Annotated in this window: 26 protein-coding genes; all 26 read right to left on the bottom strand. The window is 35.6% G+C overall.

The features are described 5' to 3' along the window. Positions 1-752: 752 nt before the first annotated feature. Positions 753-2,021, bottom strand: coding sequence for a mannose-1-phosphate guanylyltransferase (locus QUH73_RS10785; RefSeq protein ID WP_289530449.1), 1,269 nt, complete (start codon positions 2,019-2,021; stop codon positions 753-755). Between the two features lie 161 nt (positions 2,022-2,182). After that, positions 2,183-2,395 (bottom strand): GIY-YIG nuclease family protein, encoded by a 213-nt coding sequence (locus QUH73_RS10780; protein ID WP_289530448.1) that lies wholly within the window; start codon positions 2,393-2,395, stop codon positions 2,183-2,185. A gap of 356 nt (positions 2,396-2,751) precedes the next feature. Further along, positions 2,752-3,342 carry a sugar transferase gene (locus QUH73_RS10775; RefSeq protein ID WP_289530447.1) on the bottom strand — a complete coding sequence of 197 codons (591 nt, stop codon included), beginning with the start codon at positions 3,340-3,342 and terminating at the stop codon, positions 2,752-2,754. Beyond that, the gene (locus QUH73_RS10770) at positions 3,335-4,546 is read right to left on the bottom strand and encodes a DegT/DnrJ/EryC1/StrS family aminotransferase (protein WP_289530446.1); all 1,212 of its coding nucleotides are present in this window, start codon (positions 4,544-4,546) and stop codon (positions 3,335-3,337) included. Before QUH73_RS10770 ends, QUH73_RS10775 begins: the two co-directional genes overlap by 8 nt. Before the next feature lie 9 nt (positions 4,547-4,555). Next, a complete protein-coding gene (locus QUH73_RS10765; protein WP_289530445.1) occupies positions 4,556-5,158 on the bottom strand; it encodes a GNAT family N-acetyltransferase in 603 nt (200 codons plus the stop codon). Beyond that, positions 5,159-6,397 carry a glycosyltransferase family 4 protein gene (locus QUH73_RS10760; protein ID WP_289530444.1) on the bottom strand — a complete coding sequence of 413 codons (1,239 nt, stop codon included), beginning with the start codon at positions 6,395-6,397 and terminating at the stop codon, positions 5,159-5,161. Further along, positions 6,397-7,503: a DegT/DnrJ/EryC1/StrS family aminotransferase gene (locus QUH73_RS10755; protein WP_289530443.1), complete on the bottom strand. Its 1,107-nt coding sequence runs from the start codon at positions 7,501-7,503 to the stop codon at positions 6,397-6,399. Before QUH73_RS10755 ends, QUH73_RS10760 begins: the two co-directional genes overlap by 1 nt. Before the next feature lie 155 nt (positions 7,504-7,658). Continuing rightward, a complete protein-coding gene (locus QUH73_RS10750; protein WP_289530442.1) occupies positions 7,659-8,180 on the bottom strand; it encodes an acyltransferase in 522 nt (173 codons plus the stop codon). Then, positions 8,177-8,593: a sugar 3,4-ketoisomerase gene (locus QUH73_RS10745; RefSeq protein ID WP_289530441.1), complete on the bottom strand. Its 417-nt coding sequence runs from the start codon at positions 8,591-8,593 to the stop codon at positions 8,177-8,179. Before QUH73_RS10745 ends, QUH73_RS10750 begins: the two co-directional genes overlap by 4 nt. Continuing rightward, positions 8,586-8,987 (bottom strand): sugar 3,4-ketoisomerase, encoded by a 402-nt coding sequence (locus QUH73_RS10740; protein WP_289530440.1) that lies wholly within the window; start codon positions 8,985-8,987, stop codon positions 8,586-8,588. The genes QUH73_RS10745 and QUH73_RS10740 overlap by 8 nt, the downstream gene beginning before the upstream one ends. Before the next feature lie 7 nt (positions 8,988-8,994). Beyond that, complete coding sequence (locus QUH73_RS10735) at positions 8,995-9,798, bottom strand: hypothetical protein (protein ID WP_289530439.1); 804 nt, start codon at positions 9,796-9,798, stop codon at positions 8,995-8,997. A gap of 3 nt (positions 9,799-9,801) precedes the next feature. Next, a complete protein-coding gene (locus QUH73_RS10730) occupies positions 9,802-10,689 on the bottom strand; it encodes an NAD-dependent epimerase/dehydratase family protein (protein ID WP_289530438.1) in 888 nt (295 codons plus the stop codon). After that, complete coding sequence (locus QUH73_RS10725; RefSeq protein WP_289530437.1) at positions 10,686-11,120, bottom strand: dTDP-4-dehydrorhamnose 3,5-epimerase family protein; 435 nt, start codon at positions 11,118-11,120, stop codon at positions 10,686-10,688. The genes QUH73_RS10730 and QUH73_RS10725 overlap by 4 nt, the downstream gene beginning before the upstream one ends. Continuing rightward, positions 11,120-12,220 carry a CDP-glucose 4,6-dehydratase gene (rfbG, locus tag QUH73_RS10720; protein WP_289530436.1) on the bottom strand — a complete coding sequence of 367 codons (1,101 nt, stop codon included), beginning with the start codon at positions 12,218-12,220 and terminating at the stop codon, positions 11,120-11,122. The genes QUH73_RS10725 and rfbG overlap by 1 nt, the downstream gene beginning before the upstream one ends. Before the next feature lie 13 nt (positions 12,221-12,233). Next, positions 12,234-13,004, bottom strand: a complete 771-nt coding sequence (rfbF, locus tag QUH73_RS10715) for a glucose-1-phosphate cytidylyltransferase (RefSeq protein WP_289530435.1) — start codon at positions 13,002-13,004, stop codon at positions 12,234-12,236. An 88-nt stretch (positions 13,005-13,092) separates the two neighbouring features. Continuing rightward, a complete protein-coding gene (locus QUH73_RS10710) occupies positions 13,093-14,202 on the bottom strand; it encodes a glycosyltransferase family 4 protein (RefSeq protein ID WP_289530434.1) in 1,110 nt (369 codons plus the stop codon). A gap of 5 nt (positions 14,203-14,207) precedes the next feature. Then, positions 14,208-15,356: a non-hydrolyzing UDP-N-acetylglucosamine 2-epimerase gene (gene wecB, locus QUH73_RS10705; protein ID WP_289530433.1), complete on the bottom strand. Its 1,149-nt coding sequence runs from the start codon at positions 15,354-15,356 to the stop codon at positions 14,208-14,210. A gap of 132 nt (positions 15,357-15,488) precedes the next feature. Next, complete coding sequence (locus QUH73_RS10700) at positions 15,489-16,760, bottom strand: hypothetical protein (protein ID WP_289530432.1); 1,272 nt, start codon at positions 16,758-16,760, stop codon at positions 15,489-15,491. Positions 16,761-16,899: 139 nt separating this feature from the next. Then, positions 16,900-18,255 (bottom strand): oligosaccharide flippase family protein, encoded by a 1,356-nt coding sequence (locus QUH73_RS10695; RefSeq protein WP_289530431.1) that lies wholly within the window; start codon positions 18,253-18,255, stop codon positions 16,900-16,902. Positions 18,256-18,408: 153 nt separating this feature from the next. After that, complete coding sequence (rfbA, locus tag QUH73_RS10690; protein WP_289530430.1) at positions 18,409-19,281, bottom strand: glucose-1-phosphate thymidylyltransferase RfbA; 873 nt, start codon at positions 19,279-19,281, stop codon at positions 18,409-18,411. 1 nt (position 19,282) lies between these two features. Next, a complete protein-coding gene (gene rfbB / locus QUH73_RS10685) occupies positions 19,283-20,341 on the bottom strand; it encodes a dTDP-glucose 4,6-dehydratase (RefSeq protein WP_289530429.1) in 1,059 nt (352 codons plus the stop codon). 53 nt (positions 20,342-20,394) lie between these two features. Further along, positions 20,395-21,531, bottom strand: a complete 1,137-nt coding sequence (locus tag QUH73_RS10680) for a Wzz/FepE/Etk N-terminal domain-containing protein (protein WP_289530428.1) — start codon at positions 21,529-21,531, stop codon at positions 20,395-20,397. Positions 21,532-21,799: 268 nt separating this feature from the next. Continuing rightward, entirely contained in the window at positions 21,800-22,072 is a 273-nt protein-coding gene (locus tag QUH73_RS10675) for a nucleotidyltransferase family protein (protein ID WP_289530427.1), read from the bottom strand. A gap of 145 nt (positions 22,073-22,217) precedes the next feature. Beyond that, positions 22,218-22,619, bottom strand: a complete 402-nt coding sequence (locus QUH73_RS10670) for a nucleotidyltransferase substrate binding protein (protein WP_289530426.1) — start codon at positions 22,617-22,619, stop codon at positions 22,218-22,220. A gap of 178 nt (positions 22,620-22,797) precedes the next feature. Further along, complete coding sequence (locus QUH73_RS10665) at positions 22,798-23,094, bottom strand: GIY-YIG nuclease family protein (RefSeq protein ID WP_124994356.1); 297 nt, start codon at positions 23,092-23,094, stop codon at positions 22,798-22,800. Between the two features lie 341 nt (positions 23,095-23,435). After that, positions 23,436-25,856, bottom strand: a complete 2,421-nt coding sequence (locus QUH73_RS10660) for an SLBB domain-containing protein (protein ID WP_289530425.1) — start codon at positions 25,854-25,856, stop codon at positions 23,436-23,438. Positions 25,857-25,952: the final 96 nt, after the last annotated feature.

Genomic DNA, 25,952 nt, shown 5'->3' with positions numbered 1-25,952 from the left:
GCTTCGGGGCAAAGCATAAGGTAAGTCTGTTCTTCTTTAACTTTTCTCCTTTTCACCTGCTCCAGCTTGGCTGGTTCCGGGAATCGGAATTCTGCTGTTTGGAACAAATGCCTGGCTATTTCGGCTTCGAGATGAAAATGCTGCACTTATGGTCATCCTGAACGAAGGAAGGCAATGAAGGATTCCATCCATTTCGGCTTTTCATCAGTGCTTGGTAAAACACCTCACCCCAACCCTCTCCTGAAGGAGAGGGAGCTCAAAATGTGCAATCAGAGGAATCTCCCTTTCTACTTTAGCTACTCTTTATACACAAATATCCACTTTCCCAGACAATCGTTTAATTGTAAACATAAACACCCCTCTGCCTGTTGGCATCTCCCCTTAAAATGTGAGAATTCACTACTTTAATTTTTGCATGTATTTTCAATCGGCTTCGCTGCCAAGCTTTCGGGATCAGTAAAAGTTATAACAGCATTGAATTATATTGAAACAGATCCCTCGATGCCTCGGGATGACAGCCCGACGGATGGAAGGATCTGAACTTTGAGTCCACTCCGAAAAGTCAAAAACCCCTAAATCCCCTGAAGGGGACTTTGAGGAGCAGACTCAACTTTGATCCTTGGAATTTGGAATTTGGAATTTGGTTGTTGGTGGTCAATGGTAAATGGTTAGTGGTCAATAGTCAGTGGTTGGGCTTTGGATTTTGGAATTTGGTTCCTTGTTCCTTGGAATTTCTCCTTTCTCCTTGGAATTTAAGCACCCAACACCGCCGTCCGAAACTCTTTAATTCTTTGCTCTTCCTCCATTTTGCAGATCAATAAAACATCATTGTCTTCCACTACAATAAAATCCTGCAAGCCTTGAATGACCACCTTTTTATCTTTGGGCATGTTCACAATACAATTGCCCGAGTCAAATACATGAACCTTTTCTCCAACAACCGTATTTCCGTGTTCACAACGTTCACGCTTTTCCCAAAGCGAACCCCAGGTGCCCAAATCGGACCAACCGAAATCAGCTGGCTGCACATAAATGTTATCCGCTTTTTCCATCACTGCATAATCAATAGAAATATTGGTGCAAGTCGGAAATAGTTCATCAATAAAAGCTTGTTCTTTATCTGTATTGTAAACAGCCTCTCCTTTTTGAAAAATACCTGCGACTTCAGGAACAAAAGATTCAAATGCTGAAAGAATACTCTTCAACGACCATAAGAAAATCCCCGAATTCCAAAAATAATTCCCCGCAGCAAGATATTCCTTAGCCGTTTCCAGGTTGGGTTTTTCCTTGAAGGCTAATACCTTGCAAAAACCCCCTTCGGTTGAAATACCCCTCCCCAAAGTACCCCCTTCGGTTCCCCCTGAAGGGGGAAAGTTGCCCAACACAAGCTCGGAAATCCCCCTCTCGGTCTCCCCTGAAGGGGAGAAGTTGGGTGCCATATTCTGCATTGTCTCACAAGATTCTCCCTTCGATCCAATTTGAGCCACTCCCTTTTTATTATTAATTGTTAATTTTTCATTATTAATTAAAGGCGAAGCCGCTTGAATGTATCCATAACCTGTTTCCGGACGGTGAGGTTGAATCCCCAAAGTGAGTAAAGTGTCATTGTTCGCTGTAAATTCCAAACCATTTTCGATGATGCGAATGAACTCCGCCTCATTGGTGATTAAATGATCCGACGGAGCTACCACCATATTGGCTTCAGGGTTTACTCCTTTTATCTTGTATGCAGCATAAGCAATACAGGGTGCCGTGTTGCGCATGCATGGCTCTAATAAAATATTGCTTTCCAGAAGCTCAGGGCACTGAGCTATTACTAGTTCCTTATATTTCGAAGATGTTACGATCAAAATGTTCTCAGCCGGAGCAATTGTTTTGAAACGGGCTACGGTTTGCTGCAACAGCGTTTTCCCAATGCCCAAAACATCTAAAAACTGCTTTGGTTTTTCTTCGGTACTCATGGGCCAGAATCGGGAACCAACTCCCCCGGCCATGATAACGATGTAGTTGTTGTTGTTCATATTGTAGTTTTTGTAGTGTATTCATTTTCTTCTGTCTTTGCGAGAAGGAAGTATGACGACGAAGCAATCTGCCCCAAATTTCTACAAATCTTCATACAAATCCCTCCATTCTGAATTGAATCCATTAATCAAGTCTAATTTCTTCTGTCTCGATCCTGCCTTTACTTTTTTTCTCTCGCAATGACTTCTCCAATATCGAAAAACTGTTCGTAATAAACCAAACAATCTACATTATAGCGAGCCGTAAACGATTTTGGATTGCCCTTCATTTTATGTTGTTCTACACGCAATTTCAAGTTGGAAGTTACTCCTGTATAAAGAACCGTATGGTTCTTGTTGGTGAGTATGTAAACTTGATAAGTGCGGTATTCCATTGCATCTTGTCATGACCTTCGGAGATCTCGCAAGCTCGGTAACGAGAGAGCCTAAGCGACCGAAGTAATCTGTCAATAATAGATCCGTCTCCAATTTTTATTATTCTGCATGCTGGCAGATTGCCACGGCTTCCTTCGTCAGCCTCGCAAAGACAATCCTGATTTGTCGTTACGAGGGAGCCTCAGGCGACTGAAGTAATCTGCTGCAAATTGAGTCTCCTTATTATTTTTTGTAATGCTGTTTGCGTTGGGATTGCCACGACTTCCTTCATCAGCATCTCAAGAACAATTTACTTGTATATTTCCTTCGGCCCCGCAAGAACAACAAGTTCTTACGAGGTAGTACGCCGAAGTTTTTATTTTATAATTTTAAAAATTGTAGCAAAAATTAATTTTAGATCAGTAATTAAGCCAACTTCTGATATGTATTTCATATTCAAAATTAATTTTGCAGGCATAATCTCATCGATATAGGTTTTTTCCGGATCAATTGATTTTCCTAGGATTTCATTTTCATTGGAGTATTCAATAGATGCGTAATCCGTTATTCCTGGTCTAACAGAGAGAACTTTAAGTTGTTCTACATTATACAAGTCAACATATTTACGCACTTCCGGTCTTGGCCCAACCAAACTCATATCCCCAATCAGAACATTGATCAACTGTGGCAATTCATCCAATTTGTACTTACGAATAAAATAACCAATCCTTGTTATTCTCGAATCATTAAAACCAACTGTAAGCAATCCCTTCTTATCCGAATTGCTTGCCATGGAGCGAAACTTAAACAACCTAAAATCTTTATTGTATCGGCCAACCCGCGTTTGAAAATAAAACACGCCTCCCTTGCTGTCCAAAACAATTGCCATGGCCAGTAAAATAAATACAGGTGATAAGATCATCAATCCGAAGAATGAAACCAGGATATCAAATAATCTTTTACTCATTTGCATTCACCGATTTAATAACAGCATCAATTACCAGTTGTACTTGTTCATCAGAAAGATTATAAAATACGGGCAAGCTAATTTCACGGGAATAATTGTCGTAAGCAACCGGATAATCATCCATAGAATATCCCATATTTTTAAAAGCGCTCAATAGTGGCAGTGGCTGAAAATGAACATTTACCGAGACGTCCTCACCAAAAATAGATTGAATAATTGCATCCCGCTTATCCTCACTAATTCCTTTAATACGAAGTGGATATAAGTGAAAAGAAGAAGTTCTACTTTCATCTTCTATGATTGGCAATTCAGCCCATGAACAATTCAAAAAAGCCATTTGATAAGCATTCATGATTTCTTTTCGACGAAGCAAAGTTTTTGACTCGTAATATTTCAAGTCAATTAAACCCAAAGAAGCCATAATATCAGTCATGTTTCCTTTGTAACCAGAATACAAAACATCGTATTTCCATGCCCCTTTTTGAGTCTTAGCAAGCGCATCCTTATTTTGACCATGCAAACTAAATGTATTAAACGCTTTGTAAATTTCTTCATTATTGAAAGACTCCGGCAAATTTAATGCGATAGCACCGCCTTCACCAGTAGTTAAATTCTTCACTGCATGAAAGGAAAAAACCGAAACATCAGTTAAAGACCCTGTATGCTTGCCTTTATATTTTGCTCCAAATGAGTGTGCTGCATCCGACAAAACAAGAATCCGACCTAATTTTGCTTGATTTTCATCATTTGTCCGAAATTTCGCTTTTACATCTTCTCTACAAACCAAACTGTTTATGGCATCATAATCGCAAGGCAATCCTGCAATATCCACTGGAATAATCACCTTGGTTCTGCTTGTAATGGCATTTTCTAATGCCTCTAAATTGATATTAAAGTCATCAGCATTAATATCTACCATCACAGGTGTTGCGCCTGTATGCACAATTACATTGGCTGATGCACAATAAGTATACGCAGGAACAATTACTTCATCACCTGGTCCGACTCCAAACCAACGCAATACCAACTCCAAGCCAAACGTTGCTGAATTGACACATAATGTACTTTCATTTCCACAATATGTAGAAATTTCTTTTTCAAATCTTTTGGTTTTAGGACCGGTGGTAATCCATCCTGATTTTAGTGTATCCACAACTTCGTCTATCGCTTCTTGCGTGATGTGTGGAGGTGAAAATGGTATCATTTTACAATATTAATTTAAATTCTTAATCAGTTTATACATTCGTCTATTGGGGTAACTTGTAAAATCATAAAAGATTTCATATCCCATTTTTTTATAAAAGGCAATCACACCTTCATTATCAAAATAATCAGTCGTTAATGCACTCTTTTTTACTTTTAAATTTAATAATTCATCTTCAAACGCTTGGAGTAATAACTTCCCATAACCAAGTCCATTATATTGTGGAGGAACAGCAATAGAGAGAAGTTCTGCATAATCTCCCAAATCTTCATTATTATTTGCCCCCTTATTAAGGTTGGTTAATAATCTAAATATAGCCTTAGGTCTACTAATACAAACAATAAATAGCACCCAAACGTAAGAAAAAATATTATGAAGTAAAATGTTCTTATGAAAACCTTTAGAATAGGCAGTTCCAACAGCAAAACCTAAAACTGTTCCTTTCTCATTTTGAAGGCATAAAACAAGTCCTTTTGAACTTTTTAAAACTGTTGAATAATATAATTTAAGAAATTTAGACCCAAGTGATGTTAAAAAAAAATCATGAAAAGCCTGATTGTGCGCATCAATCAAACCTTCAGGTATATTTTTGTTAATTTTAGTAACTTTCATTTAATTTAACAGTTTAATAAAATCAGTAGTTAACTTTCTATAGTCGTAGTTTTCAGATGCTTGCCTTGCATTATTACAAATATAATTATACATTTTTGATTCCATATCAACAAAAGAAAGAATTGCATCAGCATATTCTCTGGAACTATCAAAGTTTTTAGCTATGCCGAGATTAAATTTCGTCACTGGACAATATGCCATTTTCACATTTGAACAGATGGGCTTACCACTTGCCATATATTGAAAAGACTTACTTTGACTACCTCCAAACCGACCAATAGGACTCGGCTTATAGTTTAATAAATTCAATGAACTCTTGGATAATATATAAGGAACATATTTTAATTCAACCCATTTCTGTTTAAATATGACATTATTAATATTATTATCTCCGCAATAGTTTATTAAAAATTCTCGATCATCTCCATCACCATAAATCAAGAAGCGGATATTACTTTTATCTTTTAATAGAAATGCAGCATCAATTAATTGTTTTAAATTATTGGCCAATCGTATTGAACCTAAATAAACGACTTTAAAAATTTCATCATTTTCAAGATCCAAATCTTCTATCTTAAATGAATCCTTATTCTCATCAAAGTCTTTTAAATCGACACCATTATTGATGTAATGAATCTTATTCAAATCAATTACTCCTCCAGATTCACGATCCCATCCTTTTTCAATAATATAATCTTTACCACCTTCCATAGAAAAAACAACGGAATCAGCTTTTTGATACAACCATCTTTCAGCTCTATATGCTAGTTTTAATAAAGGATTATTTTTGGATACTAATCCAAACGCGACAAAAGATTCCGGCCATAAATCAACAACATCAACAATATAATATGCTTTCAGTTTCTTGACCATATAGTATAGTAAATTACCAAAAGGAACTGTTGCTGTTTGAACAATCACATCTGGTTTTTCAAACCTAGAGGATAAAAAGAATAGTCTTAGCGTAAATTCCATTAAATTATAGAATCGCATTAATCCATTTGATGAATACTTCTTTGTTCTAATATGAATAAATTTAATCCCATCATATGTCCTTTCAATGTATTTCTCATTATTCGTAATTAAGTTAATATCACTATTATGTAGGTAACTTCCTCCAATAATGGTAACATCATGACCAAATTCCATTAAATACTGTGCTCGCTTCAAGGTTTGGATACGAGCCTCGTACTTAGGTGGCATTGCATATTGATTTATTAACCAGATTTTCTTTTTCATTAACTAAATTGATTAATCAAATCAACAACTCTCACAATCTCATCTTTTGTCATTACAGGACTAATAGGCAATGAAATTACTTCATTATGAATTTTCTCTGTTAGAATATAAGTATGATCATTCATCTCCTTGTAACATTTTTGTTTGTGCGGCGGAATCGGGTAATGGACTAAAGTTTGAACTCCATTATCCAAAAGGTACTTTTGAAAGCGTTCCCTTTCCTTAGACCTTACTACAAATAAATGCCACACATGACTATCCTCATCACCACTTACCACTTGAGGTAAGATGATTTTCTCGTTATTTATATTTTCCCGATAGTACCTAGCAATTTCTCTTCGAATCAAATTTTCCTTATCAATATACTTCAATTTAACTGAAAGAAATCCTGCCTGTATTTCATCCATTCGGCTATTTAAACCACTAAATTCGTTTTGATATTTTACTTCCGATCCATAATTAGCAATTGCCCTTGCAATTCTTGCTAATTCATTATCATTTGTCGTGATAGCACCACTGTCTCCTAAGGCTCCCAAGTTCTTACCTGGATAAAAACTAAAACCTGAAGCGTCACCTAAATTCCCGGTTTTCAAATTGGAAACCTTAGCCCCAATTGCTTGTGCATTATCTTCCACTATCTTTAGATTGTGTCTATTGGCAATATCCCTGAGCTCACCATTATAACATGCCTGGCCATATAGATGAACTACCAATATAGCTTTGGTTTTTTTAGTAATCGCTTCTTCAACCTTATTTATATCCAGATTAAAACTGGCTTCATTGGGTTCAATTAAAACAGGTTTTAATCTATTATCTGTTATGGCTAAAATTGAAGCGATGTAAGTATTTGCTGGAACAATAACTTCGTCACCTTCTTGCATAATTCCCATTTCGATATATGCCCTAAAAATTAATCTAAGAGCATCCAAACCATTGGCACAAGCAATAGCGTGCTTCGAACCGATATAATTTGACAAACTTGATTCAAATGTGGAAACTTGATTCCCTAATAAATACCAACCACTATCAATAATTTCAGATGCGACCTGTTTTAGTTCATCCTTATATTGAGAATTAATTTTCTGTAAATCTAAAAATTTAATCATTTTTCAAGCTCTATCTTTTAACTAAAATTCCTTCCAAACACACAATAAAGCAACATCAATAACACCATGTGAAATTCATAAATGCTTTTTTGAATATATTATTATTTTACGATCATACTAGATATAGAGGCTAAATAATAGCTACAAGTACATTATTAAATATCTATAACATTACCTTTTTTATCTTTCCTATCCATACTTAACAGTATTCCATCATTGGTTATAAATCCTTTTTGTGTTGCAGGATTGCCGTACCAGATTGTATTAGCTGGCACATTCTTAGTTACAACACTTCCTGCTCCAATAAATGAATACTGTCCAATTTTAATGCCTGCAATAATTGTTGAGTTAGCACCAATTGAAGCTCCCTCTTCGATAATTGTTTTTTCAAAAATATCTCGATAAACTTTTGATCGAGGAACTATATCATTTGTAAATGTTACATTAGGCCCTATGAAAACTTTATTGCCAATTTTAATACCATCCCAAATCTGAACTCCAGGTTTTACGGTCACATCATCTCCTATAACAACATCATTCTCTATAAATACATTAAAATTAATATTACAATTACTACCGATAACAGCATCAGATAGAATAACCGAATATTGCCATACATAGGTATTATCACCAATCTTAGTCGACTGAACATCAGCCGTTGGATGAATAGTTATCATTTCGTTTTAAATTTTAAAAACTCACTATAATCTCTAATATAATCATCCTCATCATACTTGTGCGATGCCAAAACCATACAAATAGAACCAGACGAAAAATTAATTAATTCACGCCAGATACCAGGCACAACCAATAAACCCATATAAGGTCTATTTAATGTTATACTTCGCTTTACATGACCATCATCTAATATGATATCAAAACTTCCACTTGCTGCAATTATTAATTGTCTTAATTCCTTATGAGCATGAGCACCTCGATCTTCTCCTCCAGGAACATCATACAAATAATAAATTCGTTTCACATCAAAAGGAACTTCATTTCCATTTTCTACAATTGAAATATTACCCTTCTCATGATGATGCTTATCCAACTCAATAACAGAACAATCAAAAACACTATTTTTATTCATTTATCAAATTTTCAAACTGTTCATAATTTCTTATATAATCAGCCTCATTATACTTGGTTGATGCTACAACTAAAGCCAGTGAATTGGTTGAAAAATTTTCCATTTGCCTCCAAATCCCATTGGGAATATACAAACCAAAATAGGAACGGTTCAAATGATACACCTTCCTCTCATTACCATTATCAATAACCACATCAAAACTACCACTCATTGCAACAATAAACTCATGCTGCAATTTAAAAGCATGCCCACCTCTTTGTTCTCCTCCTGGAACATCATATATCCAATAAGTCCTTTCTATATTAAAGGGAATGTGATTACCACCCTCAATAAAAGACAGATTTCCTCGTTTATCCAAAATTTTAGGAAGGTTTATTATTTTTGGTTTATTCATAACTTTCTCAGATATTAATTTTAAACTTTTGGATTATTCTTAGTAACAATCCAAAAGGCAACCATAAAAGTGAATTGGGAGTATAAAACGAAGTAAGATACCTGCTAAACCTACCTTCAATTTGTCTCTTCGCAAGCAATGAATTAAAACCATTTTCTATTAAAAAGTTTTTACCTTCAATTGTCCATCTTCCTTTCATTACAGCACCTGCCCCGGAAATTTTTTTGATTGTCATTGCATCCATATCAGTAGACAATATGGTTTCAGAATTAATTTTTAGATTATTTTTTCTAATATGATCTATTCCCTTTCTTTCAAAATCCCAGGCAGAGAAACCTTCAACACACAAAGACTGTAAAGTACTCTTTTTCCATATAGCAATCGCAAGATTTAGAGAATATCGTATATCAATCGGATTTAAACAGTAACAACTATCACCTATTCTCATATCATCATGATGCATAATATCACAAGAATCTATTTTTAAAAAATCAATACTTTTTTCAATACAATGTTTTAAATGATCATTAATCACTTCTGTATTAACAATTCCACCGATAAAGAAATCCTCAAGAAATAAAATTACATTATCAGCATCAATCAAGTCAAGAGCTTTTTTCATATTGGAACCAAACCCCTTATGTTCTCCTACTTTAATAAACTCAATCCCTACTTCATCAAGATTTTTAAAATTAGAAACAAAATATATAGGGAATGGGCAATCAGGCCAATACTTCCGTATTGAATGTATCATAGGAAGCCAACAATCACAATACAAATCACATGTACTTATCACTATTGCTGTTTTCATTTTTTAAATTTTATCCATTAATAAATGTTTAGCTTTCCAGCCTATTGAAGGATCATTTTTTTCAATAGGAGCAACTGAGTACATAATATCTCTATCTCTATATGGTAATCCTCCCCAATTTACATTACATTTCTTTTGGTACTTATTTTCAATCATTTTGCCAAGAGAACGTATTTTGGTTCCAATTCCAGTTCCTAAATGAAACTCCTCACCATTATTTTTTAGACAATAGAATTTTTCAGCATTGACAACTACACCTACAAAAAAGTTTGATATATCATCCACATGTATAAAGTCGAGTACCTGTTCACCTCCTGACATATCTATCGGAGTATCCGAATCCATTGACTCTTTAATGTAATCCATCAGTCTCTTTACAGTCATATTCCCACCATAAACCGTGTAAGGAATCGCTGTTATGTATCTGAAACCGCACAAGTTAGAATAATAGTCAACAAAAGATCTAAATGCTGTTTTACTCGCGGCATAAAGATATGCACTATCAAAAATATCATGATGATGACGATATTCAGCAAATGAACCAGTATTTACGAATAATTTCATTGCAGGACATTTTGACAAGGCATCCAATAACATCACACCAAACTCAATATTTGCTGATACTATCGGCTTAATAACAGCAGTATCAATCCTATGTGTAGTTACTGTAGCCAAATGGAAAGTAATTTCCGGATTAAACAACACTACTTCCTCTAAATTAGAACTGTGTACATGCTTACATTGTGAATATTCAGAATAAGGATATTTTTCTTCCGCTTCCTTTATGTCAGTATTCAATGTGAGAATTTTAATATCCTTACATTGAATATTAAGCATAGGCATCAGACATTGACCTATAAATCCAGTTACGCCAGTAAGTAATACTCTCATAAAGAAAATTTATAATGAATTGAATCTAAAGGCAAAGAATCTGCTTCATTTTGGACATGAGGTTCAGGAATAATATCTAATAAAAGAGATGTTTTTTCATCTATTCCTTGAAATGCTACCCATAATCCAGCTGCAACAGTTAGTCTTTTATATGCACCATCTGGCGATAAAATATACTCCTCAAACTGCCCGAAAGTATCACTATCTTTCCTATTATCATATATAACAAATCTTATTTTCCCCACCGGTACAATAAGATTCAGAACGAACCGATTATGTCTTTTCCATCCTTTTATTGCCCCTGATTCAATTTCTGAGAAATATGCCTCCCCAAAACCAACATATCCTTCATCAGTTGCCTTTAAAGCATGAAAGACATTTCCCTTCGGAACATTAAATTGTTTTAAATCATGTAACGTAACTCCATCCATTAGTATGCCCAGTTTAATTTTTGTTTAGATGCTTCTACCATATAATAGTCAATTTGCTCAACAGTAATAGCAAACATATCTTTTTCAGATTCTTTATAAAAAGCGCCATACCACTCTGCAATCATTTTTACACATTGCTCATAATTAAGGGTTGAATGCCAATCAAGGTACGCAAGAGCTTTGTCACAATTTAACTTTAAAAGCTTTGCTTCTTCAAAGGGAATGGAATCAGTAATTTTAATTGCATCATCTATTTTAAGCCCCCAATGAACAGCCAAATCTTTAGTAAGTTCAAGGACCGTTTTTGTTAGTTCAGCTTTTGGACCAAAGTTAAAAGCTTCTCCATTTGTTACTTTATCTTCATAAAGATACTGACCAGCTGCAAGGTAACCACTAAGCGGCTCAAGAACATGTTGCCAAGGTCTAGTAGCTTGCGGACTTCGTATTTCAACAATATCTCCTTCAGAAAAAGCTTTAATACAATCAACTACAATTCGATCTTTTGCCCAATCTCCTCCTCCTATCACATTTCCTGCTCGTGTAACAGTTAATTTAATATTTGGCATTGTTTTAATAAAAGAATGCCAATATGATTTTATGGTTAATTCCGCAGCACCTTTTGAACTCGAGTAGATATCTTTTCCACCAAGGTTGTCATTTTCACGGTAGCCCCATATCCACTCCACATTATCATAAGCCTTGTCGCTTGTTATTAAAACACACGTACATGACCATGTAATGTTTCGTATCGCCTCTAAAACACTTGCAGTACCAACAACATTAGTTGTTATTGTATCGAAAGGATCATTGTAAGAAGTTGAAACAATGGCTTGTGCAGCAAGATGAAATATAAAATCAGGTTTTATATTCTGTACTATTTTATTTAAATTTTCCTTATCACGAATGTCACCAAACACATGATTCTGTTTTGTACTAAGTTGCAACTCCTTATACATTGATGGTGTTGTAGGAATATTATTTGAATAACCATAAACATCTGCACCCAACATTGTAAGCCAAGTAGTTAACCACGACCCCTTAAAGCCGGTATTACCAGTCACTAAAACCCTTTTATTCTTATAAACATTATTAAAAGCCATATCTTAAATTATTTTACCAAACTTTCCAGTCTGCTTTATTATCATCCCACATTTTATTAAGAACTTGATTGTCTCGTAGCGTATCCATAGGCATCCAGAAATCAGTATGCTTGTATGTATTCACTTGATTATCATCAACTAAACGCTGCATAGGTTCACGCTCGAACATCTCAGTATCACCTCCCAAATAATTGAATAATTTAGGGTCACAGACAAAAAAACCAGCATTAATCCAAGATCCACTATTTTCTGGTTTTTCTTTAAAAGATTTAAGACTACCATCTTCAGAAATATCCAACACACCTAATTTACCTGATGGTTGATAAGTTGTCATAGATAGAATTTTGCCGGAACTTTTATGAAGTTCAATAGTTTCAGCAATATTAACATTTCCTACACCGTCTCCATAAGTCAGACAAAAAGTTTCATTACCAACGTATTCCTGAATCCTTTTAATACGACCACCAGTCATTGTATTTAACCCAGTATCAACTATTGTGACTTTCCACTTCTCTGAATTGTTATTGTGAATTTGTATGGAATTGTCAGAAAGATCAACTGTCAAATCTGAATTATGCCTAAAATAGTTAGCAAAATACTCTTTAATAATGTATTGTTTGTAACCACAGCATATGATAAATTCATTTATACCAAATTGACTATAAATTTTCATAATATGCCATAGTATAGGTTTTCCACCAACTTCAACCATAGGTTTGGGAATAAGATTGGTGGATTCACTCATACGAGTTCCATAACCACCAGCAAGAATTACTAATTTCATAACTATTTAAAATTATTAATGTTACTATTATAAAAATTTAAGATCTCCCGCTTTACAAAAATATTCAACATGGGTGCCATTTAAGAGATTAATTCAATATTGACCTATATAGTTCAATTAACTTCTTTTCTTCAACGCTCCAATTATATTTTTCTTCAATAATTTTACGTCCGTTTTCTCCCATCTGTTTTGCAATATCGGGATTATCTGTCAAATATTTAATCGCATTTACTATTTCATTAACATTATTGGGATTCACACATATTCCACACGAGCTACCATCGACAATTTCCTTCCATAGAATAAAATCTGTGCATACTATAGGTAAACCAGCCATCATATACTCAAAGAATTTGTTATTTGACAAGTTTCCAACATTACCTTTGCATAAAGGAATATAATCTAACAAAACCATTCCTATTAGCGATTTCGAATAAATTTTATCATGGACATCTTCACGTTTTACTTGTCCAATGTAATTGACTTTTTGCCATCCTTCCATATTCTTTAACATTTCAATATAGGATTTATCGCCATGCCCAGCCAAATTAAATCGTACATCACCCAATTCAGCTAAGGATTGAACAATATTTTCAATTTTCCACATCCTTGAAAATAATCCTGCATAACATATTGAGGGTTGTCTATTTTCCTCAAACTTCGTGATATTTTCTGCTAAAATAGGAAAATTAAATACCAGTTCATTTTTTTTACACGCTTTTTCAAGTCGTTCCTGAGTCCAATGGTAACATGAAATTATTCCATCGAATTTCTTGCATTTATAGTATTCAAATGCAGAATAAATCTTTGATAGTAAATATAATATTGGATAAGGGATTGATTTTTTTTCAAAAAGTAATGAAGGATGATCTTCAAAACTATCAAAAATCACTTTTTTACCTTTACGCTTTAATTTTGTGCCATAATGTAAACATGCCGGATCATTAAAATGATAAACATCCGCATTAATGCTTACCGCCTTCTTATAAAGAAGCTTGGGTAAGCTAAAAATTCTATGGAATAACCCTTCCTTATCAAAGGGAAAACCAACTATATGAACTCCATTTCTTATTTCTTCTTTTGCATTGGGAGAAACTAAATAGACTTCATAACCAGCTTTCACCAAAGAAGTGCACTCTTTTTCAAATACACGTACATCTGTAGATGTCTTTGATGTAAAATAACATATTTTTATCATTAAAATTACATTAAAAAATTAATTATTCGACTACAAGCCAACCCATCACCATACGGATTAACGGCCTCACTCATAGAATCATAATACAACTTATCATCTAATAATTTTGAAACTTCTGTCTTAATTTTATCATAATCGGTTCCTACAAGTTTGACCGTTCCTGCTTCAAGTGCTTCAGGTCTTTCTGTCGTATCACGCATTACCAATACAGGTTTCCCTAATCCTGGCGCTTCTTCTTGAATACCCCCACTATCTGTTAAAATAATGTTAGACATTCCCATAAAAAAAACAAAATTTAAATAGTCCAACGGCTCAATAAAAAACATATTTGGGATTGCATTCTCTTTTCCAAATACCTCTGCGATCGGTTTCCTTACATTAGGATTTAAATGCATCGGATATACAAAGTCTACATCGGGATAATTTAAAGCTAAATCCTTTAATGCTTTACATATGTTTACAAATCCATCTCCAAAATTCTCTCTTCTGTGCCCAGTAATAAGAACAAGTTTTCTACAAGTATTAAGCCTATTAACATCGTAGCCCGAATCCAGAATGTTTATTTTTAGTTCTTTTTTTAAACTTTCACTATTTTTAATTTTGTCAAGAACCAAATAAAGACCATCTATAACAGTATTTCCCGTTACAATTATCTGATCATTTTTAATATTTTCTAACAGTAAATTTTTCTTACTTAAATCAGTGGGAGCGAAATGATATGTTGCCATCCTACCTGTTAACTGACGATTCATCTCTTCCGGCCAAGGACTGTATATATTATGCGTTCTTAATCCTGCCTCTATATGAGCAACTGGAATTTGTTGATAAAAAGATGCCAGCGCTGTAGCTGTTGATGTTGACGTATCTCCATGAACAAATACCAAATCAGGCATAGTTTCTTTCAAAACATCCCTCATCCCTAAAAGAACTCTTGCTGTCACATCATACAAATCTTGTCCATGTTGCATAATATTCAAATCATAATCTGGAGTTATCTCAAATATTTTCAGAACCTGATCCAGCATCTCTCTATGTTGGCCAGTCACGCATACTATAGTCTTGAAATCATTTGGGTATTTCAGAAATTCTTTAACAAGAGGTGCCATCTTTATTGCTTCTGGACGTGTTCCGAAAACAAGCATTACTTTTTTCATAAGTATTTTTTTTACAAATTCAATTGAACTAGGTTCTTAGATTTAAACTACATTAATCGGTAGGTTAAATAACTGTTAACAATACCTGTTTTTTTCACATAACGGAGTGGCTTTTTAAACCGCACTAATTAGTCACAACTTCTTTACTGATCGTATGATTAAAGCTAATATACAATGAGTTAGTAGTATAAAGAACACATTATACACTGCATTATATATAGCTCCCCTCGCAATAAGAGTGTATGTATAAGAATATGCAACGAACAAACTAATAAATATAATATTTTTTGATGTTGATATCGTCAATCGATCACCTACAAACACAAAAAATGCCCAAAAAATACCTAATAAAACCCCAAACCAACCAAGATTAGCATAACAGTCTCCATATAATGTAGGATGCATACTATTAACCCCCGCTGTAGAATTGATAGGATCATAAGCCATAGCCATATCCATTGCAAAATCTTGGGGTTTAATCCCAAGAGACATGAAAGATGGAATAGGCAACAGAAATAATCTTATATAACCTAAGCCTAAACCGAAATTTGCAAATTGATTATCATTTTCTAAATAAAAATAAAAAGCATTTCGCAGTCCTAATTCTCCATATTTGGAAAATAAAATACTATATAACATCTCTGAGAATTCATTTAGGGTGATTGAATTATAGAAATCACTTAACGATGCGAAAGCTTTTAATACACCAAGTCCGACTATTAAAATAATCGTAGTGAAAGAAATAATCAAAGTTTTAAATAAATTAAAAATATTTATTTTGAATTTATCACTCAGCAAGTAACTAACAACAAAAGGGATAGTTAACGGAATTAAAAAAGTCCTAATTCTGAACAAAAATATTATTATCAATAATATTATTAGTGTGCTGAAAAATACAAACTTCTTTTTATAAATGTGGGCTACAAAAGGCAATGGCGAACACATTGCAAACAGATAAGAAAACATATTATATGAGAACCCTCCTCTCTTGTCAAACATATCTATCCATGAAAAATTAAAAAACCCTCCAAATGTTGTAATTACAAAATACAGAAGGAATGTAAATGAAATTAATAGAAGTATAAAAAGAGTACTTATGTAGGAATTATTAAAGTTCTTTGACTTTGTTACATTTAAACTAAGTAAACATACATTCTTTGAATTCGTTAAAAATAAACGAGTTCCTAAATAGAAGATGTTAAATATAAACGCAAATAGAGAAGCCTTATTATAAGTTTCTATAGTGTACTGCGGTGGTCCAAGAAAAATGTCTACTGCATGAGGAAGTAAGAAAAAAACAGACAATCCACCCCATAATACTAGCGAAACTGATTTTAGTTTATACTCAATGGTCAAAATAAGCAAAAATGACACAGTTAATAATAATAAAAATAAATAAGTCATCACCAGTGGGTACTAAATTATAAACTAATTTCTTTGAAATTTTTCACACATCTTTGAAGCATTCTTTCGACAATAAATATTCCTACTATATTGTAACTAATCAAAAATACTACCAAATTTATGTGTGGAAATAATATTTTCATACGTTCTTAAGGTTTGGTTTAATCAAATATATTTTTGCATAAGTTAATTGTACTAAAGTATGCATCGTATAGGCTATTAGAAAACTATAAGCCAATCCCTTTGCACCATATCCCAAATTTAAATATATATATGCGCATATTAATAATATTATGCCCCAAATTAAATTAAATAAAAATCCTATCCACATTTTTCCTTTACTGGCAATAGCCTGACCAATAACATTATTAACTGATATAAAAATAGCAGAAATTGCAAGGATAATAAGAACAAACTTTCCTTCTTCAAAACCTTTTCCATAGCTTTTCATAATGAATGACGAAAGAAATGAAATTACAATTGTTATTAATGATGAAATAACAATATTAATAACTATATTAATTTTCATGATTCGGTCGAATTGATTATGGTTTTCAGAATCTGATAACAGCGGTAAGATTATCTGAGATAGAGCTACAGGTATAAATAGAATAGCACCCCTCCATTGATTTGCGACATCAAATATTGCCATTTCTCCGTAGCCATTAGGTTGATTAACCAATAATGCATTACATGCCCAAACAACCGGGCTTACCATTAAGCCAGAAAGAAGCGCAGGTAAGCTGAATTTATAAAGAATTGGCCATTCATTCAATGAATTTTTAAATTGAATATTTATGTCATATTTAGCAGTAACTTTCCGAACAGTTATAAAATTAAATGTCCATAATATTAAAAAATTTAACCCAAAGCCAATTACAGAACCTGGCAAACCTAATAGAAGAGTTAATCCAATTTGTAATGGAAAAGCTATGAGACCAGCAACAAGATTAATTTTTGCTATGGATTTGAAAGCTTGAAATCCGGCAAGTATACCAGTCATTGCGCCGTTTAATGCGCTAAAGAACAGTATCACTGCTCCCAAACGTATTTCGTTTACCAAATGAGGAGCATTAATCGTCTTTTCTGCTAAAACTGGCGCTGTAATAAGTATAGCAATAGCAATAATTAAACCTATTACTCCTGCAAAAATAGTTGTCAGGCCAATTATTTTTCCTGTTTTGTCAGGATCTTTAATCCGAAATTCAGCGATATATTTAGTCGCTGTTATTCCTAAACCAAAACCAGCAAAAACCACAAACATATTAACTGTAGAGCGAATCATTCCCAATTCACCATATTCCAATTTTCCTAAAATTCGCGCCACCACAATTGAAGCGAGTATCATCAAACCTTGCGACACCACAGATCCTGTTAAAGACCAAAAAGCGCCATTTGCAAAGCGACTACCAATATCTGAGTTCTCAACCTTGTTCCAAAATTGCTGTATAACTGTAGGAAGAATTAAATAAAGTTTATTAATTATATTTTTCAAAGTAGTATCAAGTAAAGTTCCAAATCAAATATTCTTTCTATATTCTATAATGAATGTCATGGATTCGCTTAGTTTTGTTAAATTTTACAATATGGATTCTATGAGGGTGTAATTTTATTATTTATTTAAATTTCAGCAAAATATCTGATGAGACTACTCTATAATATCCAAAAGGTACTGTCCGTACTCATTTTTCTTCATTGGTTCTGCTATTTCTCTTAATCGACCAGAAGATATCCATCCTTTTTCAAAGGCAATCTCCTCCAAACAAGCAACTTGTAAGCCTTGGCGTTTTTCTATAGTCTCGATAAAACTAGATGCTTGAGCCAAAGATTCGTGAGTACCTGTGTCTAACCATGCAAAACCACGACCTAATAATTTTACGTTTAAAGATCCTTCCTTAAGAAACATTTGATTAACTGTCGTGATTTCTAACTCTCCTCTATCTGACGGCTTTATATTCTTTGCAATTTCAGCAACCGTGTTAGGATAAAAATAGAGTCCGACTACAGCGTAATTAGACTTCGGCTCCTTTGGCTTTTCTTCAATACTTAAAACTTTACCATTTTCATCAAACTCAGCAACACCAAAACTTTCAGGATTATTCACCCGATATCCAAAAACAGTTGCTTTATTATCTTGCTCAGCCAATCGCACAGACTCTTTAAGTAGAGGCGTAAATCCCTGTCCGTAAAATATATTATCTCCTAAAACCATACATACAGCATCATCACCAATGAATTCTTCTCCAATAATAAAAGCCTGTGCCAATCCATCAGGAGATGCTTGTTCGGCATACGACAAATTAACTCCATAATCTGAACCATCACCTAAAAGACGTTTAAATCCTGGTAAATCTTGAGGTGTGGATATAATTAAAATCTCTCGAATACCAGCTAACATCAGGACTGATAAAGGATAATAAATCATTGGTTTATCGTAAATTGGCAATAACTGCTTCGATACTCCTTTTGTAATTGGATACAATCTGGTACCACTCCCTCCTGCTAATACAATTCCCTTCATCTTATTTAGCTTTATACATTTCCCTATAATAATCCTGATAATCTCCAGAAGTGATATCATCCAACCATTCTTGATTTTCAAGATACCATTTTACTGTTTTTTCAATTCCCTCTTCAAACTGTAGGGAAGGTTCCCAATCTAATTCTTCTTTCAATTTGGTAGAGTCAATCGCATAACGCAAATCGTGCCCGGCACGATCCGTCACATAGGTAATCAGTTTTTCGGAAGCTCCTTCTTCTCTATCCAAAAGTTTATCAACGGTTTTAATCATCACTTTTATCAAGTCGATGTTTTTCCATTCGTTAAAACCGCCAATGTTATAGGTATCTCCTATCTTTCCTTTATGAAAAATCACATCAATTGCATGAGCGTGATCCTCAACATACAACCAATCGCGAACATTCTCACCCTTGCCATAAACTGGTAGTGGCTTGTTATTACAAATATTGTTAATGAAAAGTGGTATTAATTTTTCTGGAAACTGATACGAACCATAGTTGTTCGAACAGTTAGAAATCACAGTTGGTAAGCCAAAAGTATCCTGAAAAGCACGTACAAAATGATCCGAAGATGCTTTTGATGCTGAATAAGGAGAATGTGGATTGTAAGCTGTCGTTTCTAAAAAGAAACCTTCTTCTCCTAAAGATCCATAAACTTCATCAGTAGAAACATGATAAAATAATTTATTTTCAAATTTCCCCTCCCAAGCGAACTTCGCAGCCTGTAACAAACTTAAAGTTCCCATCACATTGGTCTGTGCAAAGGAGAAAGGATCCTTAATGGATCGATCCACATGTGACTCTGCAGCAAAATGAATTACGCCATCAATGTGATCCTCCAGAAACACCTTCTGCACCTTTTCAAAATCACAAATATCACACTTTACAAATTTGTAATTAGGCTTATCCTCAATATCTTTTAGATTTGCCAAATTACCCGCATAGGTCAATACATCCATATTTACAATGCGATAGTTCGGGTATTTATTGACTAACAAACGAACCAAGTGTGATCCAATAAATCCTGCACCTCCAGTAACTAATATATTTTTATCAATCATTTATTTCTAATTTCATAACATACAACACTTGAACTATCTCGGTAGTAAAATTCTTACTTGGCACTCACATTCCATTGTTTCTTCATCGAAGTGAGAAATCCCTTCCCAAACACTATTCCCACTCCAACAATACCTCCTAAAAAAGTCCAGATCACGAGTATCATGGGGCGTTGGGGCTTCGATTTCTCCAAGGGAATGGTCACTGGCTGAATAATAGTGAAGACCGGAGTATCCTCCTTCACCTGTATTTTTTGGGTTTCCAACTGCTTGGCCAGTTCGGTGTACACCGATGAAGCCATGGAGAAGTCCGATTGCAGGCGTTCCAATTGGGTTTGAGCCACAGCGGTGCTCACATTCCTGTTCTGATCGCGAAAGTGAGCCAATTTATTCTGCACCTCATTAAACACGGCTTCCTTTTCGGCATAGCGTTCCTCAACAAAAACCAACTGGTCTTTTGCTTTTTGTATTTTAAAAGCCGTGATGGCTTGCTGCAAAAGCTCCTGAGCCTTTTTTGCCAGTTGAGCAGCAGCTTTGGCTTCGGGCATGCGGGCAGAAAGGGAAACGTAGCCGTCTTTGTCGTTTACTTCCAATGATAGTTGAGCAGAAAGGATTCTGATGAGCTTCTTTTCATCTTCAGTGATGGAGATCAAGTTACAAGTATCAAGACCCAAGTTCAAAGTAGAGGCTTCGCCTCTGATTGCCTTTATCATCAATCCTGGTAATCCGACTGTGTATTTTTTGATGGTTCCCAACAAACCAGGCTTTTTGATTTCCAGATAGTAGTCTGCAAATGTAATTTGTTTCTCCTGTCCTTCAATAGAAAGGAGAGTTTGCATCAATTCTTTTTGGAAGGGAATGCTGTTGATGATTTTAGGATACAATGTTGGTGGAATCGATGATCCTCCGCCCATGCTTCCCAAATTGATACCTGCCATGGCGGCCAGTCCGCCCAGGCTGCCCCCCAGTTTTGATCCGCCTTCGGAAGATTGAGGTACCATGGTGGTGGTAGCCGTGTATTCTTTTGCTGAAAAAATAGCGATGAACAAACCCAGTACCATAAAAATAAGAGTGGTACGGATGACGGTTCGGCGGCCTTCCCACAGGGTTTTGGCGAGAGCGATTAAGTCTATTTCGTCTTCGTGTTCAGCACGAGTCGTTTCTGTTTGATTGGGTTCCTGTATTGTGTTCATTATCTGTTTTTTCTTTTTTACTTCTTCTATTTTTAGATCCTTCGACCTATGTTCTATTTTGTTGAGATCCTTCGTCCCTCAGGATGACATGCAAAATAAAGCTGTCATTCTGAACGCAGTGAAGAATCTGTTCACTTACAGTTGAGATCCCTCGACAAGCTCGGGATGACAACTCTCAAAACTGTCATCCTGAACAGAGTGAAGGATCTCCTCCCTATCTCGTTGAGATCCCCCGGCATCCCGATAGCTATCGGGATCGGGATGACACTCAAAATAATCTCTTTCCCTCCTCATCAATATGCTTCCTTAATTCTTCATTTGTGATTTGCTCATAATGAACTACATCAAAAAAATAGGGCAATGAATACTCTTCCTCCAGCAATTCCCGCAAAGATAAAACGATTTGACTATTTATCTTCTCCCCTTTTATGCACAGATCCACATCAGAAGCTGTTTTATAATTTCCCATTGCACGGGAACCAAACAAAATTGTTTCTTGAATTTCGGGCAATTTCTTTATTGCTTCTTGAATCCATATCATATCCTGTTGTGTTAGTCCGTACATACAATTTATTTGCCAATTACATTTCACTTTAAATATCCTCTTCCGAACTTTCGGAAGGACAATCCGTTTTGTTGAGATCCCTCTCCCGATTCTCGGGATCGGGATGACATCTTCCAGTGAACTACAGCCACTCTTTCATTTTTACATACAAGCATTTAATGACCGGATAATAGTTGTTTTTTATTTTTAGTCCCATCTCCTTTGCAAAAGCCTCATCGTAAGTATGCACAGTTAAATTTCTATCTTTTAAAGCATCCATCCAAACATGACCATCCTCAACAAGCTTTACCTGAAAAGCATGTTTTATTGTTTCGCGGGGAGTCTTTGGGTCAAAACCTTCCGACTCCAAATAATCTTTCATCACCTTCCATGCCAATTCAAAACTCAATTCGAACGCCTGAATAACAGCCATAATTTCAATTTCAGAAGGAGAAATAATCTTCATGGTTTTATCCAGCACCGTATACGCTTTTTCAAAATTCTGAAAACGCTGCCTCCATCGTATGTCTTTTTCCTGATTCATGGTCAATTCTAATAAACTGTTACAACTATTTTTAACAACTCACTTTATTTTCATTTAAAGCTGTCATTCTGAACGAAGTGAAGAATCTGTTCACTTTTGTCCGGCTTCTTTTGAATGAGATCCCTCGACATCCCGATAGCTATCTGGATCGGGATGACGTTCAACTGTAAGGATCTGTTCAAACAAAGAACTCATCCTCTAAAAACTTCCATTCCGGATTGAATTCCGAAATTAAGATATTCTTTTTCTCTCGTCGCCATCCTTTTAGTTTCTTTTCTCTCCCGATCGCCAAATTCACATCATCGTGTTCTTCAAAATAGATCAAATGATGACAATTATATCGTTTTGTAAAAGCATTTATGTGGTCTGCATGACTCACATGCTCACTCAATCTTCTTTGTAAATTATTTGTAACACCCACATATAAAACAGTTTTGTTTTTATTTGTCAATATGTAAACGTAATATATTTTCACATTCTCTTTTTAATGTTTAGATCCCTCGACAAGCTCGGGATGACATGCAAAATAAAGCTGTCATTCTGAACGGAGTGAAGAATCTGTTCACTTATATAATTAGATCCTTCGACAAGCTCAGGATGACTACCCACACTCGGGATGACAATCCTCAAACTGTCATCCTGAACGAAGGAACGTAGTGAAGGATCTGTTCCTCTACGGTTGAGATCCCTCGACAAGCTCAGGATGACACTCCTTCTTTTAGTCATCCTGAACGGAGGAACGCAGTGAAGGATCTGTTCACTTATATAATTAGATCCTTCGCCAAGCTCAGGATGACATCCGTATAATCCCTCTTCCTAACGCGTAGCCACCGCAATGGCGGTAATTAATGTTGCAAAAGTAGATGCAATGGCCAACCATTTGCTTGCCTGTCCGGCTTTGTCAACCTCTGGTTTTTCAGGCACAATGATTTCACAACCCGGTTCTACCTTCGGAAAACGACGGCCAAACAATCCTCCTTTTGTTGCCTGAGTGGTTCCATTGGCATACAGAACATATACCTTTCCTTTTTTGGCCCGTTCGGCAAAACCACCGCTGCTGTACACGTAATCTTTTAATTTTTTCTTTTTTGTAAAAGTATGAGCCACAGGACTCAATACAGAACCAGATACCATTACTGTCTCTAATTTAGAAGGAACCAAAATCTGATCTCCTGCTTTTACCTGCAAATCTTCCATGCCACCAGGGTGACCTAAAATGGTTTGCAGATCAATTCCAACAATCTGATAGGCTACCTTTTCAATATCCGCTTCGGTCATGGTGGTATCCTGAGCCGCAATGGCCACTTTGGCCTGATATTCAGCCTCACTCAATTCTATTCTTCTTCTCAAGGAAGCCCCTCTCACATATGCCTCTGAAGTGATCCCCCCTGCTCTTCGGATGATATCTGATATTTTTTCGTTCTTATGAGTAATCCCATAATCCCCGGAATATTTAACTTCTCCCTGGATGTTGGCTGCTCCCTGAGGACGAAAACCCGGAGCGCGTCTTACATACACCTTATCGAAAGGTTTCAATAAAAAGGCTTCATCTTCCAAATTCAATTTTAAATTTCGGTCCAATGAAAACTGAAAGGTATGCAGCAACGATTTTGTCAATTCACTTGTCTCCTTATAATCCAACACGCGACTCACTTCCAATCCTGCCACTTCAGCATCCTCTTTGAAACCTCCTGCCTGAAAAATCAGATCTCCAATGCGTAAATTTTCTGCCCAGGCATAAGTTCCTTCAAACTGAACTTCTCCAACAATTTCAACCGTTCTGGCTTCGCGCATATCAAATATCGATGAAATCTGAATCCGGTCTTCTTTCTGAAGCTCAAAATCTATTTTTCCATTCACCACATCCCGAACCGAGAAGGAAATGGCTTTCAAACTCATATCATCCAACTTTCTTGTAATGACTGCCCGCTCCATAAATGCCTCTTCTTTGAGTCCTTCCGCTTTTTTAATCAATTGGGACAACTGCAGGCCTTCCGTCAATTCGTAATTGCCCGGACGGTACACCGCGCCATCTATGCTTACCCTGTTTTCGAAACGTTCGGTGAGCATTCCTGCCACCAATGAGTCCCCGTTCATCAATTGAACCTGATTGTACTGATCAGCAGAAACCCCTTTAAAACTTAAGGTTCTGGTATTGTTGCGGTACAGTTCCAATCGGTGAGTATAGGCCTTATCCGTAAAACCACCGGCAAAGCGCAGTAAATCAGCCACTGTTTCATCGGCCTGGGCCTCAAACAAACCAGTCCGTTTAAATTCACCCGCTACTTTCACTCTTTTTGCATAAGGACGAACCAAGACCACATCCTGATCTCTTAACTGTATGTTGTTTTGCGTATTTCCATCGATTAAATAAGCGTACACATCAATACTGCACACCAATTTCCCGTCACGCAAAATATCAATGCTTCGAAACGATCCGTTTTCATTGGGGCCTCCTGCCAAATACAAGGCATTAAATGCCGAAGCCGTTGCCGGCAAAGAATAGGTGCCCGGCAAATTCACTTCTCCAATCACATTCACCTTCACTCCTTTTAAGCTTCCCATACTTACATCAGCAAAGGTATTTGGCCGGTCGCCACCCATGCCGTTGTAAATGGAAAGCAATCTGCTTTTAATTTTTGCCTGTGCTTTGGTAAACGAAATGCCGTACACGTGAACCGGCCCTAAATCAGGAATGGTTATGGCTCCGCTTTTTTGAACCGTTAACTGATAATTTTGCTGAGAAGCTCCGTAAACAGATATATTTACTTCATCGCCTATTCCTAAAGAGTAAGATTCTGACACAGGTACATCCATTGCCGGCTCGAAACTCAAGTTTTTTGAATTGAAAAACTGAAAACCAAAAACCTGTTTGTTTTTTTCAGTGGCTTTAAACTCTGCTTTTTCCGAAAGCTTCACCTCCGGCACCATAGTCTCCTGAGAATCATTAGCCGGAGCTTTCACATTTCGCTTACCGCTTTTGTACTCGTTGATTTTTTTCACCATTTGATCGATCTGCAACTGAGAAGCTCCTCTGGCCCGTGCCAAGGCCATTGCCTCTTCCAGACTCATGCCGTTTTTTTCCATTTCGGAAATCAGCTTTTCAATCTGAGCATCACTCAATGCTTCCACATTTACACTCGCTGGATTGATATTTGTATTTTGAGCGTTTGCTGTCCCGATGAATAAAACCCCAAACAAACAAAGCAAAAACATTTTTTTTACCGACCAAATCATAATTTCAATAACATTTATAATAGTATGTACCTTTATTCCTATCCTCTATATCCGTTTTGTTGTGACAAAACCCTATTTCAATAAGACGAAAGATTT

It is taken from the genome of Labilibaculum sp. K2S, from assembly GCF_030372765.1.
In the GTDB taxonomy this organism is placed as follows: Bacteria; Bacteroidota; Bacteroidia; order Bacteroidales; family Marinifilaceae; genus Labilibaculum.
Note: the sequence above shows the minus strand (reverse complement) of the source record. Positions and strands in the feature narration are given on the sequence as shown.

Coding starts and splice junctions, on each gene's coding strand:
- QUH73_RS10785 (WP_289530449.1), bottom strand. CDS start 2,021: ATGAACAACAACAACTACATCGTTATCATGGCCGGGGGAGTTGGTTCC.
- QUH73_RS10780 (WP_289530448.1), bottom strand. CDS start 2,395: ATGGAATACCGCACTTATCAAGTTTACATACTCACCAACAAGAACCAT.
- QUH73_RS10775 (WP_289530447.1), bottom strand. CDS start 3,342: ATGAGTAAAAGATTATTTGATATCCTGGTTTCATTCTTCGGATTGATG.
- QUH73_RS10770 (WP_289530446.1), bottom strand. CDS start 4,546: ATGATACCATTTTCACCTCCACACATCACGCAAGAAGCGATAGACGAA.
- QUH73_RS10765 (WP_289530445.1), bottom strand. CDS start 5,158: ATGAAAGTTACTAAAATTAACAAAAATATACCTGAAGGTTTGATTGAT.
- QUH73_RS10760 (WP_289530444.1), bottom strand. CDS start 6,397: ATGAAAAAGAAAATCTGGTTAATAAATCAATATGCAATGCCACCTAAG.
- QUH73_RS10755 (WP_289530443.1), bottom strand. CDS start 7,503: ATGATTAAATTTTTAGATTTACAGAAAATTAATTCTCAATATAAGGAT.
- QUH73_RS10750 (WP_289530442.1), bottom strand. CDS start 8,180: ATGATAACTATTCATCCAACGGCTGATGTTCAGTCGACTAAGATTGGT.
- QUH73_RS10745 (WP_289530441.1), bottom strand. CDS start 8,593: ATGAATAAAAATAGTGTTTTTGATTGTTCTGTTATTGAGTTGGATAAG.
- QUH73_RS10740 (WP_289530440.1), bottom strand. CDS start 8,987: ATGAATAAACCAAAAATAATAAACCTTCCTAAAATTTTGGATAAACGA.
- QUH73_RS10735 (WP_289530439.1), bottom strand. CDS start 9,798: ATGAAAACAGCAATAGTGATAAGTACATGTGATTTGTATTGTGATTGT.
- QUH73_RS10730 (WP_289530438.1), bottom strand. CDS start 10,689: ATGAGAGTATTACTTACTGGCGTAACTGGATTTATAGGTCAATGTCTG.
- QUH73_RS10725 (WP_289530437.1), bottom strand. CDS start 11,120: ATGGATGGAGTTACGTTACATGATTTAAAACAATTTAATGTTCCGAAG.
- rfbG (WP_289530436.1), bottom strand. CDS start 12,220: ATGGCTTTTAATAATGTTTATAAGAATAAAAGGGTTTTAGTGACTGGT.
- rfbF (WP_289530435.1), bottom strand. CDS start 13,004: ATGAAATTAGTAATTCTTGCTGGTGGTTATGGAACTCGTATGAGTGAA.
- QUH73_RS10710 (WP_289530434.1), bottom strand. CDS start 14,202: ATGATAAAAATATGTTATTTTACATCAAAGACATCTACAGATGTACGT.
- wecB (WP_289530433.1), bottom strand. CDS start 15,356: ATGAAAAAAGTAATGCTTGTTTTCGGAACACGTCCAGAAGCAATAAAG.
- QUH73_RS10700 (WP_289530432.1), bottom strand. CDS start 16,760: ATGACTTATTTATTTTTATTATTATTAACTGTGTCATTTTTGCTTATT.
- rfbA (WP_289530430.1), bottom strand. CDS start 19,281: ATGAAGGGAATTGTATTAGCAGGAGGGAGTGGTACCAGATTGTATCCA.
- rfbB (WP_289530429.1), bottom strand. CDS start 20,341: ATGATTGATAAAAATATATTAGTTACTGGAGGTGCAGGATTTATTGGA.
- QUH73_RS10680 (WP_289530428.1), bottom strand. CDS start 21,531: ATGAACACAATACAGGAACCCAATCAAACAGAAACGACTCGTGCTGAA.
- QUH73_RS10675 (WP_289530427.1), bottom strand. CDS start 22,072: ATGATATGGATTCAAGAAGCAATAAAGAAATTGCCCGAAATTCAAGAA.
- QUH73_RS10670 (WP_289530426.1), bottom strand. CDS start 22,619: ATGAATCAGGAAAAAGACATACGATGGAGGCAGCGTTTTCAGAATTTT.
- QUH73_RS10660 (WP_289530425.1), bottom strand. CDS start 25,856: ATGATTTGGTCGGTAAAAAAAATGTTTTTGCTTTGTTTGTTTGGGGTT.